This is a genomic window from Hahella sp. CCB-MM4, from assembly GCF_002260525.1.
Classification (GTDB): domain Bacteria; phylum Pseudomonadota; class Gammaproteobacteria; order Pseudomonadales; family Oleiphilaceae; genus Hahella.
In genome coordinates this window covers 1-16,960 of sequence record NZ_MRYI01000024.1, presented here as the reverse complement: position 1 = coordinate 16,960, position 16,960 = coordinate 1, and the positions used below count along the sequence as shown (strand labels likewise).

Sequence of the window (16,960 nt, the reverse complement as noted above, 5' to 3'; positions counted from 1 at the left end):
CCATGCGACCTTTCGATGCCACCACCATTGACCGATTGCGGATACGTGGGCACAGGCAACACTGTGACCAGATCCAGAGGGAACTGACACTGATGGATTGGCCCGAGCCCAGTGATCATGCCTGGGTCTTTGTTCGCTCTCTGCATATTCAGGCGCCGGCACACCGGGCAGTTGCAGCAGTCAAGTCAGGAGTCCGGCAGGTGGTTGCCCAGACAGGCAATTCAGATAATATCAAACGTTTCGCCACTCTGGATGAGCTGCTGGCCGCGTTGGTTTCAGACCTTTTAATGGGTACCGCCGGTCAACACTGGTACTGGCAGCGTTGGTCCCATCTGTTTAGCGGTAACCTTTCTTCAGCACTCAGAACGTTGTTGGCCGAATACATTGATCAGACCGCCGCAGTGATTGAAAGGCTACACTACAGCGGGCTACTGAAGCACTTCTGGCAAACACTGACCGATGCCGATGCTGAAGCCCTGTGCATTGAGCTGACCTATCAGGGAGGCTACCGGCTTCAGCAATTTCCGTATACAGACTTGCCTCCCCCTATCGATCTGACAGACATACCCTCCAGCCGATGTCAGGCGTGGCAGTACAGCCTCGCCGGGCTGCCTGCTCAAAGTGCCCGTCAGCAGTGGGTTTTCTGGCTGGTAGCACGCCAATTCTGGCCACTGGCTCTGGCACAGGCCCCCAAGGAAACATTGCAGGCCGTGTACCATTGGTGGCGTCGTCAGCAGTTTCCGGAAATAGATAAGACTGAAACACACCATCCCAATCAAGTACCGGGCACGACAAAGAACGCCTCCTGGCAAACTTCTCCCAAGCCCGCGGCTCAAGTAGAGTCATTCGCCAAGGACTCCATAACCCTCTCTGAAGCTGATAAGACCGCAGAAAAATTCAAGGAAGCCTCCCCGATACAGAATATCCCGTCCCCCCGGGAACAAAGCACCGAATCGGGGGACGCGCCAACCAACTTTTCCACGTTGGAGCCTGCCGATAATACGGAGACTCCACCAGCACAGCCTTTATCCCCTCAAGGTTATCCGGATACAAAAGCATCTTCAGACCAAACGGAGAAGGCGGAACCACAGTTCCACCAAACATGGTCGGTACAACCAAGTTCTTCTGCCTCAAAGCCTCTGCAAAATATTGAAATAGAGGGCATCAATACGCACCAGGGTGGCGTCCTCTATTTATTGAATGTCCTACGCCGCCCCGAGATGCAGTCGATACTTTCCGACTTTTGGTCCATCTACCCATCCGGCTGGTTCTGGCTGTTTCGCCTGGCAGAAATGCTTAATCTCGATCTGGAAGATCCACTTGCCCAATTGATCCTCGCCGAAATGGGAGTGGATAAGGAACACCCGTTATCTTCCCTGCCTGAGCTGCCGGAGGCAGAGCACTTAAAGGTAATACTGGCTCAATGGTATGACCCGGAAAGTTTGTGGAATCCGCAACTGCTCGATGTCTCCGCACGAATACAGGCCAGCCCCAGTCATATTGACCTCTTCGCTCCCATGAACCAGGTTCGTCTTGATGTCCGCCTCGCGGGATTGGACGTTAACCCGGGCTGGCTCCCATGGCTGGGCCGGGTCGTGCAGTTTCATTTTCAGGAGCAAGGCAGCTGATGTCCGCTACCCCGATTAAGCTATGGCAAAAAATGGCGGCTCTGGCGAGACTCTCTCTTGCACAGTTCTGGTGCCAGGCACTTCCCAAAGATAACGGCCTGCTTCAGTTGCTCAACGATGAAGCCAGACAACTGCTGAATATAGAAGACAACGTAAGCGCCCCCCAGCTGAAGGAACAACTTGAAAAATCCTGGCCACCTGATGGTCATGGGCCATTGGAACTCTTGATCAGAGATCACAATCTGCCAATGGAGGAAGTTCTTCTGCTCACATTGTTGGGAGAAGTGGAGCGTTCCCATCTGATTACCCTGGTTGTACATCAGCTACAAGCCCCTTCCCCACAACCTCATCCAACAGTGCATCTGGTGGAGTCCTGGCTACAGTCAATTTTTCCGGAGCAACCGCTGTCGCTGCTGGGATGGTTATATCATCCGCTGGTTGAAAAAGGATTGGTTGCATGGCTCGGAGAAGGCCCTTTGCCTCTCCGCCAACTAAGAACTTCAGCTCCCTTTTGGGCACTGATGACGGATCAGTTGGACTGTTGGCCGGGATGCTCGGAGCTGAAAGAAGAGTCCGTTGAGCTATTACCAGAACTTATTCGGCAACAGATCCCGGTTTTGGCCGAAATGCTGGATCAGGGGCACGCCAAAGGTCTCATCATCAGAGGGTTCCCTGGTAGTGGACGACATATCCTAACCTCGGCCATTGCCGCCCAGATGGGTTTAAAACCTTTAACAGTACCTGACTCCCTATGGCAGGAAACACCAGCTCTAGTGGCTTCTGCACGCTATGCCGGTTGGCTGCCGATACTTTCCCCGAAACTGGGTCCGGGTGAAGTTATTCACCGAGAAATGTCGGAGCCTTCCCATCCGATCGTGTTTCATGTTGGCTCCGATGGAGCGATTGACCAGCCGGGGCTTACCGAGCTGGTCATGCCGCTACCGGATTTCCGGCAAAGGCTATCTTTATGGCAATCAGCGCTGGAGAAGAATTCACACCCCATAAAACCTGGTGTTGCTGAACGGGCCGCTGCCGCCTTGGTGAGTGGCCCCATCATTGGGCAACTTGCCGGCAAAGCGCGGCTCATCGCCGAGCGTAATCAGGCTCCGCTTGGGTCTGATCATATTGTGGAAGCGCGCGTTCAATTGGGTTCTGAACGCCTGCGACTACTGGCGCAACCGGACACCCGTCTGGTACCAAGAGACGCCATCGTATTACCTCCCCTGGTAGAAAGTGAACTGGAGCGTCTGCTGGCACGGGCTGAGCAACGCGAGCTGTTGTGGCAGGGCCTCGGCGCCACGCTGAAGCAGACCCAAACCGCTGGGGTTCGTGCCCTCTTTGTTGGAGAAAGTGGCACCGGAAAAACCCTGGCGGCCAATTTCATCGCCACCCGCCTGGGGGCACCACTCTATCGCGTCGACCTTTCCGCTGTTATGAACAAATATGTGGGCGAAAGCGAAAAGAACTTATCAGCAGTCCTGGACATGGCTGCCGCCAACGATGTGGTCCTGCTTTTTGACGAATCCGATTCCCTTTTCGGCAAACGTACAGAAGGCAAGGAAACCGGCGAGCGCTTTGCCAATATGCTGACTCATTTTCTGCTTACCCGAATCGAAAACCACCCCGGCATTGTTCTCCTGACATCCAACAACCGGGAGCGTATCGACCCGGCCTTTACCCGTCGCCTGGACCTGATTATTGAGTTTCCTATCCCCGGATTCGAGGAGCGCCAGCAACTCTGGCAAAGTCATCTGGGGTCTCGGGGTCCCGGAGATGAGGTTTATCGACTGTTAGCCGGCTACTGCGATTTCACTGGCGGCCAGTTGCGCAACGTCGTTCTCGCTGCGGCGACCCATGCCGGTAGCGGACCGATCGCAGCAAATGACCTGTTGGTAGGGCTTAACGCCGAATACCGTAAATTGGGGCGTGAGTTGCCCGGCAAGCTTAATCAGTTGATGCATTTGAACTCAACAATTTCCGAAACACCACTGACCTCCCCTCAGGACACCTGACGATGGAAGACTATGCAATTGGTCAATCTCTGCTGATCAAACCGGATTTCACCCTTCAACAAATTAGAGAAACCCTGCAGCGGCTGGGCTGGCAATCCACTGGTGAGGCGGCCGACAGTCCCTTGCTTAAGGGCGAACCCGAGTTTGCCAGCTGGACCTGGCATGGCAGAAAACCCATTCTGATATACAGCTTCAACCCAGTCGCCAGGCTCAGGGTGCTCGATGTGGCAACCCTACCGCCGACGCTAAGGGGACACCTGGTACAACATCTTCCCATGTTGAGCGAAACCGACGTTAATGATCTCCTGTTTGATTCATTACCCCGTAACCGATTACTAGGTCTCTGGGCACTGCAGGAAACTGAGCGGCTGGACCTCATCCCCCAGACCCATCGCCTTGCTCACGATCCGGATCACCAGGTTGCAGCACTGGCTGCCCAGGTGGGGAAAAGACTCGAAAGCGCGCGGGATTCCCGTGAGTCTTTGATTCTCTCACTGGTACAGTTAGCCGACGTGGCTGTGCCGCTTATCGAGCAGCTCAACAATCCGGTGGGTACGGTACATCTCAAACCAACAAGAGAGGAGCTGATCAAATTATTCGACCCTTCCCTGGCCGACGCGATGATAAGGGAAGTGGAGCAGGCTTATTTCCGTCCCCCCGTGGCCGACCCCGGTCCTGATTACACCGAGCTTAAAGTCACGGCGGCCAATGCTGGCCTGCTGCGCTGGTCCAATGAGTTCAGTGACAAATTTGCCCAGGGTTACCGCAATGTCTCAGGCTGGATGCAACCCCAGTGGATCTGGCTCAGCTGGCGCTGGCTGAATGCACAGGGCGGTGCCGTTCAATATGACGGTCTGGTTTGGGTGGAGACCCGATGGGTTTGGCTGCCGAAAGCCTATCGAATGGTTTCAGGGGCAATTCAATTCGCTGATGCGCCGGCCACCTTGCAGTAGGCGTTGAGACTCTGCCATGACCGAGCCAACCCAGCGCTCTCGACAGGACGAGGATACCCGTCGTCGCAGTCGTCCACCGGATAGGGACCAATCCAGCAGCGATCCATGGTCATCTCCGGACCAGTATCCCATGTGTTCCGTGCCACAATACATGAGTCTGCCGGAACCGATGACAAGCTACGACCCCAATGCCGGCGTGAGTGATCAGGATATGTCTCTGACTTCTGCCGACCAGAGTCAGTTGGATGCGCAAACACCTCAATCGGATGTTTCCACTCCCGGGTCCGGACCGGACCAGAGTGGACAGCCGGCGCCAGATGAAGGCACCGCAGGTGAAGACGGACAACAAATGTCATCTGGAGACGCACCAGAGGGGGGAACCTATGATGAAACCCTGCAACAGTGCATTCCTGACGATGCTCAGCAGTCCGTATCGGGAGACTCCGAGGCCGAACCCGCCGGTGATACGGTGCAGCCAACGGAACAACGACAACCGATTTCCAAGAAGCCGGCGCTTCCCGTGGAACTTATTGCCCGTACCGGTACCATCCGGGCTCCCCGGGTACCACCCCCGCCAGCCAGCGCCCTAAAGCGACGCACCCAGATACAGCGTCAGACAGGCGATACGCCGGAAATGCACCAGGCTAAAATCCAGGTTGCTGTGCTGAGAGTGGTAGATGCCGCACGCGACGGACAGCGACAAATTGTCTGGCGCATTGGCAATCTGGCGCGCGACACCCGCAAATCCTTTGATGAAATCGCCCGCGAAATAATGGCCTTTGCCGGCGGCTGTATTGCCCGTGTAAGGGCTGCAGTGGCCCAGGCCAAAACGGATCTGACCACTGCCGTTGATCTGCAACTTAACCATCTTTCAGAAGCCCACACATTAACCGGCGAAGAGCTGCAAACCAGCAAGACTGAGGCTCAGGATCAGGTCATGTACCAGTTGATGGAACCGGGCTCGGAATTGGAACAGGCCAATATTCGCTTGCAGGAGGAGTTTGCCCCTTACCTAACTACGGCCAAAAACAATATCCGCAACATCGAACAAAACGGTGCAGCCTTCGCTCTAGACCCTCCTCCCGGCACGGAAGCCCTACAGGAGACTCAAGGCGACCCTCCCAGAACCTCTGATCCGGCCAATGGCCCACAACAGACAATGCCCCAGGCTAAGACGGATTTGGATAATGAAGTCGCCCAAAAACGTGATCGAGACGAACTGGGTACCTGGTACGCCCACCGCATCACTCCGGTTTTAAACAGTCTCTACAACACCACACGTGGCCAACTTGAGGAGTCTCTGGGCAATCAGGCTGATGCGCTTGATAGCTACAAATCTGAGTTTTCCCGTGCGGCAATGAGTCTTTCCACTCCCCTGTCGGAGTCCTTTCGTAGCCGCGAAGGGCAAGCTCAGCAATGTACAGAGGACCAGGTATATGATGCACGCCATACACTAGCCATCAGTCTGGGGGAACACGGAGACACCCTCATCAATAAATTTGACGGCGTCATCTCTTACCTGGACGAAGAGCTGGAGCCCAAGCTGGTAGAGGGCCTGCAGAAGGCTGGCAGTCAGGCCGCTAAAGCTTTCCGCGACCAGGGCGAAGTCAGCGAACGGATGATGAACAATACCGCTGCCACGTTAGCTATGGCCTATCCGGAACTGATCGTCCGGGTCGCGGAAATGCTACCGGAAGGACAATTCCTCAATGAAAGAGAACTGGCACCGCGCCTGAAGGCCGCCTGGGAGAGTTCCCGCCGCCTGCCGGATCAGCAATACGCACAAATGGTCGAACAGTCAGAAATGACCATCGCTCAGGCACGTGAATCGGCCAAAAACCAGATGGCCAGTCTGGGTGAAACTGCAGAGAAAAGCCTGCAGCAGGTATCCGATACGGTGGTGGCCACCAAATTCGATTTTGAAACTTTCGGTTTCCAGGTGACGGGACGCATGCGCGACGGCGGCATGACGGCTATTACCGGTGCCCGGGATTATGCCCTGAGAATGGCTGAGCGCATCCTTTCCACAAGTGACGAGGAAAACGGAGCCCTGGCCAGACTGATACGCAATTTTGTCGGCAGCCTGAATCAGAGTATCGGCGGCGCCGGCCGTAACTATTTCCAGGGCGTCGACAGTTTCAAGACCCGCATGAATGACCCCGGCGAAGGTATTTTCATGCAAATAGAGACGGAATGTGACGAATACCTCAACCCAAAAGCACAGGAGTTGGATGAAGAATTAACAAAACCCGATCCAGACGTCACTACCGGTCTGGTTATCCTGAATGTCGCCACTTTGGGGGCAACGACCGGCCTGACCGCAGGCTACCTTATTTACTCGGACGCTGACGACGATGAAATTTTTGCTGTCCTCGGCGACCTCCAATGGCCATCCCAACCGGCATTGAAGTTCTTTTTCGAAAGCTCTGATCATGCCAATAAGGGGGACCTGTTCAATCGCTTTGACGAGTGTCTCAGTGAGGATGCTGCCGAGCGCGCCAGGGGCCTCTTTTCAAGCTCCGCTTCCGACCGGTTTAATGCTCGCCGGGCTTCCATCCAGGATTCCTTGACCCTGTTTGGACTGGACGCAGATGCCCGACGGGCACTGAGCCAGGGACTGGATGAAACTGAGCGCACCGCTGCCGGCGATGATGCTATTGACGCCCTCGTCGCCGAAATCAATGACAGCTGGGTAACCTGGTTCCAGCGCGATACCCAAACCCGCATGGACGAAGGTTATCTGCGTGGTGATATGGGAATGGTGCTGTCGGCCCGCTTGGAGCAGGATCTGGCCAATGCTCGCAGTAGAGGCAGCGACGAAATCTTCCAGTCGGTACAACGTATTGAGCAGATGGCCAGGGAAGAGCTACAACGCGGTCAATCCAGGTATCTGGAAGTGGACCCTGCTGCCATCCAGTCGTTGACCGACCAGGCTATCATGGATTTTGCCGAACGCCATCGCCCGCCTGATCAGCAAAATGGTGAGGACCTCAGTCTTACTGACGCGCGGCGAATCTATCTCGATCGGGCACTGGCTGACCGCTACGTTCATACCGGAGACACCGTACAGCAGGTGCCGGTGGATCAACGGGTGAAGGATTACGCCGAGGCCGCTATCAATGGAGGCTGGCAATCACAAGATACCCTGGCCGCCAGCCAAGCCTATGAAATGTCGCGGGCGGAGCAATCTACCTTTAGGCCTTCCGAAACCGATACCAATCGAGTCACCCGGGCATTTGCAGATCCGGAGCTTGCCAATATCGAACGTGAGATCCAAGAGCATCCCGAACGTGCGGATCAGCTTCGGCCTCGCCTTGAGGAACTCCGTCAACGTCATGAAGAACGCATGGCCAGAGTCGCCAAGCGACTCGATCCGACCCTTACCGATGAAGACCTGCAAAGAGCTGGTGGTGCCGTGGCCTACATGGCACAACGTACGGCACGGATGTTCTCCGGTGGCGAGGATTATCGTACCGACCGCCCCTCTGGCGAACGCCGCTCCCACGCCCAGGAAGATGCCCAGTACGGTTATGAGCTGATCAGCCAGGGCCGCGCCAGCCTGACCGCCGGTATTCGTATGGCGACCCGTGGCGGAGGTACCAACGAAGACCTGCTGCGGATGACCTATCAAAACCGCAGCAAAACCGAGGTTGATCAGGCCCGGGCAGACTGGCAAAGCCGCTATAACGAAAACCTGGATGAATACCTGGGTATTCAACATCGCTCACCAGAGGAAGAAGCCCGTATTCAGGGAGATCCGGTTTATGGCTGGTTACAGGGAGGTGAGGTTTCAGGTGATCTGGCCAATGAAATCCAGATTCTGGCCCGGGGCAATCCGGAGAGTGATCAGGATCGTATCGAACTCGCCATTCTCAGGTATCAGCAACAACGCCGACGCGGCACCGGTGGGCTGGCACGCTGGACCATGTCAGGCACTGACGAAGCCCAGACCATCGACAGCCACTATCAGGGCATGGGGCAGATGTTGCTCGACGAAGCCCGTCGTCGCCGTGACCTGAGAATGCAGGACCCCAATTATACCGGGGACGAAATTCCCCTGCCCGAACGTCCTGAGGATGTCTTCACCCACGATGGCAGGATCAGTCCTCTAATTGCCGGCCTCATTTTTGTTCCAGGGCCAAATCGGGGCGGCCGCAGCACGCCTCCCATATTTACCGGCGACCGGGCGTTGATTCTCGACCGTTCCCGCCAGGTCGGTCTGGCCGGTGACCGCTACAAGTCGGAGCTGGATCGGCAGGAAGGCCTGATGCTGGCAGGTATTACAGCTCTGGCAATAGCGGCGACGGTAATCCTGATGGCTTTCGGTGTGGGCTTTGTACTAGCCAGTATTATCGTGGCTTTAGGCTCCGGCCTGCTGACCATGGCGGTTAAGAGCGGCATGCGGGGAGAGCGTTACGGTTGGGAAGAAGCAGCCGTCGATGCGGCCAGTACAGCCATTGAGGTCGCCGCCGCCGGTGCCGGCGGAGCCATTGCAAAAGGTATGGGACCCGCAGCTCAGATAACCGGCGCTTTATCAAAAGTGGGCGCCGCATTGGAAGGTACTTTCGGCCAGTTCGGTGGCCTGATTGCTCGAGAGGCTCTCGTGGGTAGCGTCAGCATGGCTGCCAACACGGCGCTGCAGGATGACACCTACAAGGATGGGCCCGGCGCCGCTTTTGGGCGAATCCTGCTGGGTGGCGTTAAAGGTGGAGCCATATCCGCCGTGAGCGCCGGCATCTCTGAAAGCCTGGGCAACCGGATTAACAGCCGGCTGGTAAAGGGCCTTGACAATATCGACGATATTACCCGGCTCTCGCGACTCGGCCGAGCTTTAGGACCATCCGGTCGCAACATCATCAAGGAAGGCATTGCCGAGGGACTTGGGGGGCTTGCCGGGGAAGCTACGGGCATACTGATCGAGGTTTCTTCCGGTACCTATAAAGGTGGCCTTAAGGACGCCCTTAAACGTATGGGTCAGGCCGGACTCAAAGATATGGTTAGTGCCGCCGGTCGTGCAGGCGCATCGGCCATTCCGCGACAGCGATATAACGATCTGATGGCAGCAGCGAGACGTTCCAGTGAACTAACGGACAGCGACCTCAATGCCCTGCGCGCCGCCGCCAAAGCTGCAGGCGAAGATCCGCCGTCTATTGAAGATATGCGGCGCCAGATCGATCAGGACCGCCACATGCTCAATCAATTACCCGATGATGTACGCCGGTATGCGGAATCAATGGATAGCAACGCATTACGGCAACTGGTGACGATGATGCAGTCCGGCCAACTGGCCGGCAGTAGCGATAACAGAAGACAATTGCTTGAACGTATTGGCCAGTCAAACCCTGAAATCAGCAGTGATGATCTGCTGAAATCCATAGAAGCCAACAGCCAAAGAGTACGATTGGACGATACCGGCGACGTTGACGCGCAACACCAGATGCGGGAACGGATGATACAACAGCTGCCTGAGCCGGTTCGCAATGTCCTCAAAGATATTCCCATGCAAGGCCTTGAACACCTGCCCGACGCTCAACTCCCAAAACTGGCTGAGGCCATGGCGCGGGGCAGACTGACCGCAGAAGAAACAGACTCCTTCCTAAGGGCGGCACGGGAGAGCAACCCGGAACTCGATGCCGTTACCTTTTTGAAAAACCTCAACAGTGCAGTACAAAGTGCCCGGCTCGCACAAGAAGCCCATACTCGCATCCTGCAGAAACAACGTTCTGAAGTATTACGGGATGTTCCTGACGCTGATGCTGCGCTCTTTTCACGCTTCAGCGACGAGCAGATTGCTATCCTGCGCAGCGCCATGAGCGAGGGTGAAGCCCCCAGCAGCCATCGTTTGAACGAGCTGTTTGAAGCCGCTCTGAAAATCGACCCCACTATCGACCGGGCCAGTTTCGAAGCCAGCATAAAACAGTCTGTCGATAACGCCCACTCGCGCCGGCAGGAAGAGGCTGTACATCAACGCCAGCAACGCGAAAAAATGATGGAGAACGTCCCGGAATCCCTACGCGGTATCCTGTCTGTTCTCCCGGATGCCGCGCTGTTGGAATTCCGCATACGTCAGATGGACGGAGAGCTGTCACCGGCAAATCGCCAGAAACTCATTGATCAGGCCATGGCACAAGACCCTTCACTGGACCTGAAGCGTTTTAACAAAGCCTTGGACGATGCCATGGAGCACGGCCAGTCCATCCAGCGCAGCGCTGAAGATACCCAACAGATGCGCAATGAGCTGATGGCCCTGGTACCGCCCGATCAGCGTCATTTGCTCAACGACGTTCCCATTCTGGTGATGAGTGACGCAGAATTTAGACATTATGCCCAGTCGGATTCGGGCAATGCTGTCACCGTCATTCTCGGCGGAAAGCCCGTGGTGATTATACGCGAGGGAGCCAGCCCCAAAGTTCTGCGGGAGGAAGGCATCCACGCCATGCAAGCCCAGGACCCGCGCTGGGCAAAACACATCGGCTCTCTGGACGAAGGTCACTTACAACGCTGGGAAGATCTGCCTGTGGATGTCCAGGTGGCGTTGTATCGCAACAAGCTGGATCTGGAGATCGACGCCCACGACCGCATGATCGAACAACTGGGTGAACGCCTGCGTTTATCAGAGGACCCCGCGGAACAGAAGCGGCTTCATATGGAGTTGGAACTCGCGCAACGTACTCTCCTGAATCTACAGAAGCGTATGGCGGAGGTCGATCAATTGACTCCTTTGGTGCGCATGCAGATCCAGGCCGGGCTTCTACCCCGTCCCCAATACCTCGACCAGCCGGCCAGGATGTTTAATAAGGCCGACCTGAAAACCGCCGTGGCCACCAGTGGAACAGAAGCGACCCGAACCAAATATGAAAAAATGGTTGAGTCGCTAAGCGATAGCGAGGCCACAAAACTGCTGGATCTTGATCTGGGAGAAGCAGACTTGAGATCTGTTCTCAACAGACATAAGGACCCGGACAAACGCAGTAAATTTATTGATCAGCTTCATAGCATCAGTACCACTCTCAAGGCACAGGGGGATACCGAAACCTTTGGCAATCTCTTAAAACGTTCCGATCTGACCGATCTTGCCCCGATCATCACCCGCTGTATCAGTCAGACCAGTAATGATCAGTTGGCAGCCACTTTGATCAGCTCTATCGCTAACCTTTCAGCGAATCATCTGGATACCGCCAGGAAGCTGGAAGCCTTCATGGAAGCTGCGAAAGCCACTCCAAACGCCATGCCGAAGCTGGAAAAGGCGCTATTACATCCGGATTATATGATAAGACTGCTACGTTCCAGTGATGATCCTGGCGTTGCACACCAAAGAATTCTCGACCTGGCCGAACTGAAAAACAGATTACCCATGGACGACCGGGCGGACATTCTCAAGCGTCTTTCCGAACGAAATGATTTTGAGGCATTGCTGTCGCCATTAGCCAAGACGGCGCAGCTACTCGAAAATGAAAGTTCCGTTCGATTGATCGCCGATGCGATCGCAAGCAGGAAGGATAATGTTGCTGATAGCGCCGAGACCCTTTATAAAATTCTTTCCACGGCATCAGATGCTCAAATCCGTCAATTTGAAACTTCCGGATTAGCCGCCAACCATATTAATAAAGTTCTACGATCCAGCCTGAATCTTGATATGAAAGCGGCAAGGCTCCACGACCTGGCAGCCATTGCCACTAATCTGCCCCGTGGCATCAGAAAACTGGACGCACTCAATAAATTGCTGGAGCTATCCGACTACGGTGAACTTGTACCGCGTATAAAACAAATGGCTGAGAGTCTGGGCGACTCCGCCCTCACCGCTCGCCTGATCGATGCTGTCGCCTCTCAGGATAGCTCTCGGGCCGCAACGCTGGATGCACTGACCAGGCTTATTCCTGCCGCAGATGCCGCCCAACTTCAGGATATTACAAAGCATCTGTTGAACACGGTGGATGCCAAAACCCGCATCGAGACCGCTCAAAAGATTTCACAGTTGGCCGCTGGCACTCCAGGTCCCAGTGCGGTGCAGCTCATCATTCGGCTTAGTGCGGACAGTGATTTTATCGCCAAGGTTTCCCTACTCCATGAATGCAGGAATTCTTTTGATGATGGCCTGATGCAGACTGCATTGAGTGCCATTCTGACACGCCCGGGCTCAGAGGCGGATTTGATCAACAAGTTTGTACATCTTGCCAACAATCTGACATCGTTCCAGAAGCAGTTTATTCAAAGCTCCGGTATCGATGCCGATCTGATCCTGCGCGTCATGGATCTTGGAGGTTCTGACCTCAATAAGACTCTCAGCCTGTTGAACGATCTTACCGATACTTTGAGCCGTATCAGTGCGACCAACCGCCCGGCAGAAATCAACCGCCTTAAAGCCAGTGGCTCATTTGGTGATGACCTTGATCTCTTTATCAAGACCCATCTGGGAACGACCCGTTCACGAGATGATTTACTGCTCAACGGAAAAATTCCCGGTCTTAATGAAGGCTTCAGTAAATGGTTTGACAGCTTGTCTCTAGCAGAACTTCGACTGCTGATTGCTGACAGAAAACTTTATGACTCCATCGCAGACCGCATCCGAAACGGCGGCGCTAAACACGAGTGGCTGATGGTCTGTGAGATGGAGCGGATAAAGGCCTGGAACGTTTCGATGGAGGAGGTTCATCGGTTTACTTCAGAAACCGAAAAACTAAAATGGACCATACCGGACGACCTTGGCCACGAACATTCCGGAGCACGGGGCGGCCACACAGAAATTGTGGGTGGCGAGAAACAATCCGGTAAAGGGTCCGGTACTCTTCACCGAGAACTACGTGCTATCATCCAAGCCAGTCACAATGTTGACGAATTCAATACCAAGCTGCTTGAACTCCTGGATCGTTGGAAAATCGATAGAAGCCTGCTACCCACTCAACTGCCGGAAGCGAAACCCTGACAATTATGAATCAAGTACTTTTAAAAGAATGGCAATCGTTTTGTAAGTCCCCCACCCGCTCTGGAGCCGGTGACTACTACTCGTTCTTTATGGATCCGATTTCCCCGGAAGAGCTTGAGCAGATATTTGAATACGTGGAACAGGGCGACCTCTTAAAGCCAAGGTTAGCCCGTCTCAAAGGGATATGGGGCCGGTCTGAACCACTCCGTGGAATGGACCGGAAGCCGGGAGTTGAGAAACTGCTGTCACAAACACTGGCGGAAAAAAGCAGGCTTCTGCAAATGATTTCCGCCAGACAATTGGTCAATATTCTCAATAACGTGTCCTTCAAGTGGGTCTCCCAGGCTGAGTATTCTTCCGTCAGGGACAGTGACGCCTCCTGGGTCAAAAATGAAGTGATGGTGATGTTGGGAGACATATTCAGGGAAGAGCTTGGTGATTACTCCCTGGTGATTTCCGCACTTATGGAAGCCACCTATGGAATGACGCGGGACTATGACATGGTCTGGTATCTGTTAAGCCCTCTGATGGATATAGATTATGACCCAGAGTCGGTTGTCTTACTCAGAGAAAATGGAATCGAGTATTTAATTACCGAAACAGAGGCTCTGATTCTTGATCATTCGGATGCGGCTCAATCCTGATATTTTTACCTATGGCTCACCGAGAAAGTGACAATATTTCAAGTGATTAAAAAACCATCATTCTCAATTGACAGCCACCACTATCAGGCGTAACTTTTGATGAGAGAACTGCTGCGGTGTAAAGAGCCTTCGGGCTCGCAGATACAAGGAACAACTAAGCATAAGCGTGTCCTGTAAAAGTCTGGAAACAAATCGACCAGAAGTGGTCAGACAACCCAAGTGGTGCTGACATTACACTTCGACAAAGCGTTGAAGCGTGAAAGGATTAGTATCTGCGGCATCGGCGGTAGGTTGGTGGGAGCTGTGAAATTATCAACATGATAATTTTGCGCCCACCAACGCTCTCCCCTCTTCTTTCCCAATTCCCACTATGCTGCTATTCCCTAACCAGGTTCTGTGCTCAGTTTGGAGTAGACAGCGAGTAAAGGATTTAAAGAATGCTGCTCCTCAATCTGTGAAAGTTGCCGGTGGAAGCGGTTTTCGATTCACTGACAACGAGAAAACATCCGGTCTGGAGTAATGTCCGCAGACATCCAGTGACCGCCGTGCCCGTCGTGCCACCTCCGCGTCAATCTCAGCATAGAGAATCTCTTTCTCCCGCAGTAATGGTCCGGCAATCACAGCGCCGCTTGGATTCACCACAACCGCTCCGCCGTCGTTAATCCACTCGTCAGGTTTGAAGATCTGGTCCCGCTCAGGGAAGCTTTCCGGCACGTCACACCCCTCCATAGCGGTGGCTGTTGAAATGACCCAACACCCTGCCTCACGAGCAATATGACGTAATGTGGTCAGCCATGTTTCGCCGCAGTCCCAAGTGGGATTCACGTATATCTCCAGGTTCTGGGCGTACAGAGCGCTACGTGCTAACGGCATATAGCTTTCCCAACAGATCAGGCTACCCAGGCGACCGGCTGGTGTATCGACCACCCTTAACCCACTTGCATCCCCCATTCCCCAAACCATACGCTCCGGGTTGGTAGGCATGAGTTTCCGATGGCGGTTAAGGATAGAGCCATCATTGCCGATCACCACAACAGTGTTGAACAAAGTGGTACCGGAATAATGGCTATCTATCTCGTGAACACCAATCACTATCGTCACACCATGTCTGGCTGCCGCTTTCTGCAAAGGTTCCAGATCGTTCCCTTCAAGGTCCACAGCGTTCTGACGCAGCCTGGCATGTATCTCACTTAACAGCCCCATATCTCCACCCGGGCGTAACCTCCAAACCCAGGTTGGGTAGCCAGATATATAGGCTTCCGGGAAAACCAACAATGAAGCGCCGGCACTGGCAGCTTCATCAATCGATTCAAGGGCTGCTTCAATGGTTTTGTGCCGATCAAGCAATACCGGAGGTTTCTGAATGACTGCAATTTTTGTAGTCATATAGGCCTCCGTTTATTCAGGCAGCAGAACACCGGATCCACCCAGTTCCGCGGGGACATCTTTCTGTTTTGGCAGACCGTCCTTTATTGGTAGAACAGTCTCTTGATAATGCACATGAAGGGCGGGCCTGAAATCCAATTGAGGAATCGTGGCAGCGTATACGTCGATCAACCCCATGGGAGGATGTTCGGTCAATATATGCCCACCACAAAGCTTGCACCATTTACGGAGGCTGTTCTGGGTTTTCTTGAAACCTTCGATATGCTCTTCCCCCTTGGTGATCTTCACAGCCTCCGGCTTCCACAGGGAAAACGCATTGACCGGCCCCGCAGACCATTTGCGGCAGGATTCACAATGACAGTAGCCCATCGCTGCCGGCTCCCCTGTCACAGTGAGCTCAACAGCACCGCAGAAACAGGTTCCGGTAAGAACATTCTCTTCATTCGACATAACATTCCCCCTTTGTGATCTGATTTCTCTCACGGGTGAAGCTCTTAACGGGGTACACCCGAAGAGATATGCCTTATCCCTCTATCTCATGTTGTAAATTCAATATCGGAATACTTTAAATTTAGCGCCAGCACCGCTTGTTCAGGTAAGAATTGGACAGATATCAATTGGCATCGCGTCCAGTTCTTCCCGCGCACTCACCATCCATCTAAAGAACTTATAGTCGATAAAACGGGAATGTCACAGGCGAATCAGGGTGAATTTCGACACTAAAGGATTGGTGAAAAGCACAACTGGTTGAATTGAAGAGATAAACTACGTGCTGCAAAGTATATTGCCGTGGGAGTATTTGCAGTGCCAGCACCGCTTCAATTACGACCCATACTCCCACTTACGAGATCGAATTGCTCATCCGCAAGATTGTCTGAATACATCCCCACATTTGAAGGCCCTCGCCTATCATAAACATACGAGTCCCCCCATGGATCGCTAATAGACTCGCCCTCAATCGTCACAACCCTGCCGCATCTTATACTCTCAGTCGCCGACTTTTGAACTGCCAAGAGGTTCATTGGGTACTCTCCATGCTCACGGTAGTAATTGTTTAAAATACCGGACAATTCAATCATCTCACAATTTACCCTCAGGACTTTATATGACTCAGACTCGTTATATTCATAAAAGAGAGTTGCTGACACTATGACCAACACCACTAGCATTAGTAGCACTAGGCTCAATTTCAAGAAGATTTTCATTGTAATTATCCAGATGGGGTATCCATAGCACGCAATTGCAAAACGACTCTCATAGATATATCCAGATGAAGATATCACTATGGGGTTCTACCCCGTGACTGCGGACACTTCTAAAAAGAGGCACAATGTGCCAAAGGAGTGTTTATGAGCAAACGCAAAAAATATAGTCCAGAGTTCAAGCGTGAAGCAATTGCTTTGACCAGACAACC

The 16,960-nt window shown here is 53.7% G+C and carries 7 protein-coding genes; 5 read left to right on the top strand and 2 right to left on the bottom strand.

Annotated features, from left to right (window positions below):
• The first annotated feature begins 2 nt into the window (after positions 1–2).
• Genes BTA51_RS26540 through BTA51_RS26520 form a run of 5 tightly spaced genes read left to right on the top strand, consistent with a single transcriptional unit; the run spans position 3 to position 14,160 of the window.
• Positions 3–1,628 carry a hypothetical protein gene (locus tag BTA51_RS26540; RefSeq protein WP_094712109.1) on the top strand — a complete coding sequence of 542 codons (1,626 nt, stop codon included), beginning with the start codon at positions 3–5 and terminating at the stop codon, positions 1,626–1,628.
• Positions 1,628–3,640, top strand: a complete 2,013-nt coding sequence (locus BTA51_RS26535; protein WP_168188307.1) for an ATP-binding protein — start codon at positions 1,628–1,630, stop codon at positions 3,638–3,640. The genes BTA51_RS26540 and BTA51_RS26535 overlap by 1 nt, the downstream gene beginning before the upstream one ends.
• 2 nt (positions 3,641–3,642) lie before the next feature.
• Complete coding sequence (locus tag BTA51_RS26530; RefSeq protein WP_094712107.1) at positions 3,643–4,593, top strand: hypothetical protein; 951 nt, start codon at positions 3,643–3,645, stop codon at positions 4,591–4,593.
• 16 nt (positions 4,594–4,609) lie between these two features.
• On the top strand, positions 4,610–13,516 hold the full coding sequence (locus tag BTA51_RS26525; RefSeq protein ID WP_141215686.1) for a hypothetical protein: 8,907 nt from the start codon (positions 4,610–4,612) through the stop codon (positions 13,514–13,516).
• A 5-nt stretch (positions 13,517–13,521) separates the two neighbouring features.
• Positions 13,522–14,160, top strand: a complete 639-nt coding sequence (locus BTA51_RS26520) for a hypothetical protein (RefSeq protein ID WP_141215685.1) — start codon at positions 13,522–13,524, stop codon at positions 14,158–14,160.
• 447 nt (positions 14,161–14,607) lie between these two features.
• Here the strand turns inward: BTA51_RS26520 and BTA51_RS26515 are convergent, their stop codons facing one another.
• Together BTA51_RS26515 and BTA51_RS26510 are read right to left on the bottom strand one after the other, a co-directional pair.
• The gene (locus BTA51_RS26515; protein ID WP_094712104.1) at positions 14,608–15,546 is read right to left on the bottom strand and encodes a carbon-nitrogen hydrolase family protein; all 939 of its coding nucleotides are present in this window, start codon (positions 15,544–15,546) and stop codon (positions 14,608–14,610) included.
• A 12-nt stretch (positions 15,547–15,558) separates the two neighbouring features.
• Positions 15,559–15,996, bottom strand: a complete 438-nt coding sequence (locus tag BTA51_RS26510) for a GFA family protein (RefSeq protein WP_094712103.1) — start codon at positions 15,994–15,996, stop codon at positions 15,559–15,561.
• Between the last annotated feature and the right edge of the window lie 964 nt (positions 15,997–16,960).

What these genes read in the sequence shown, in the direction of transcription:
- BTA51_RS26520 (WP_141215685.1), top strand. Translation starts at nt 13,522, where the DNA reads ATGAATCAAGTACTTTTAAAAGAATGGCAATCGTTTTGTAAGTCCCCC.
- BTA51_RS26530 (WP_094712107.1), top strand. Translation starts at nt 3,643, where the DNA reads ATGGAAGACTATGCAATTGGTCAATCTCTGCTGATCAAACCGGATTTC.
- BTA51_RS26535 (WP_168188307.1), top strand. Translation starts at nt 1,628, where the DNA reads ATGTCCGCTACCCCGATTAAGCTATGGCAAAAAATGGCGGCTCTGGCG.
- BTA51_RS26515 (WP_094712104.1), bottom strand. Translation starts at nt 15,546, where the DNA reads ATGACTACAAAAATTGCAGTCATTCAGAAACCTCCGGTATTGCTTGAT.
- BTA51_RS26510 (WP_094712103.1), bottom strand. Translation starts at nt 15,996, where the DNA reads ATGTCGAATGAAGAGAATGTTCTTACCGGAACCTGTTTCTGCGGTGCT.
- BTA51_RS26540 (WP_094712109.1), top strand. Translation starts at nt 3, where the DNA reads ATGCGACCTTTCGATGCCACCACCATTGACCGATTGCGGATACGTGGG.
- BTA51_RS26525 (WP_141215686.1), top strand. Translation starts at nt 4,610, where the DNA reads ATGACCGAGCCAACCCAGCGCTCTCGACAGGACGAGGATACCCGTCGT.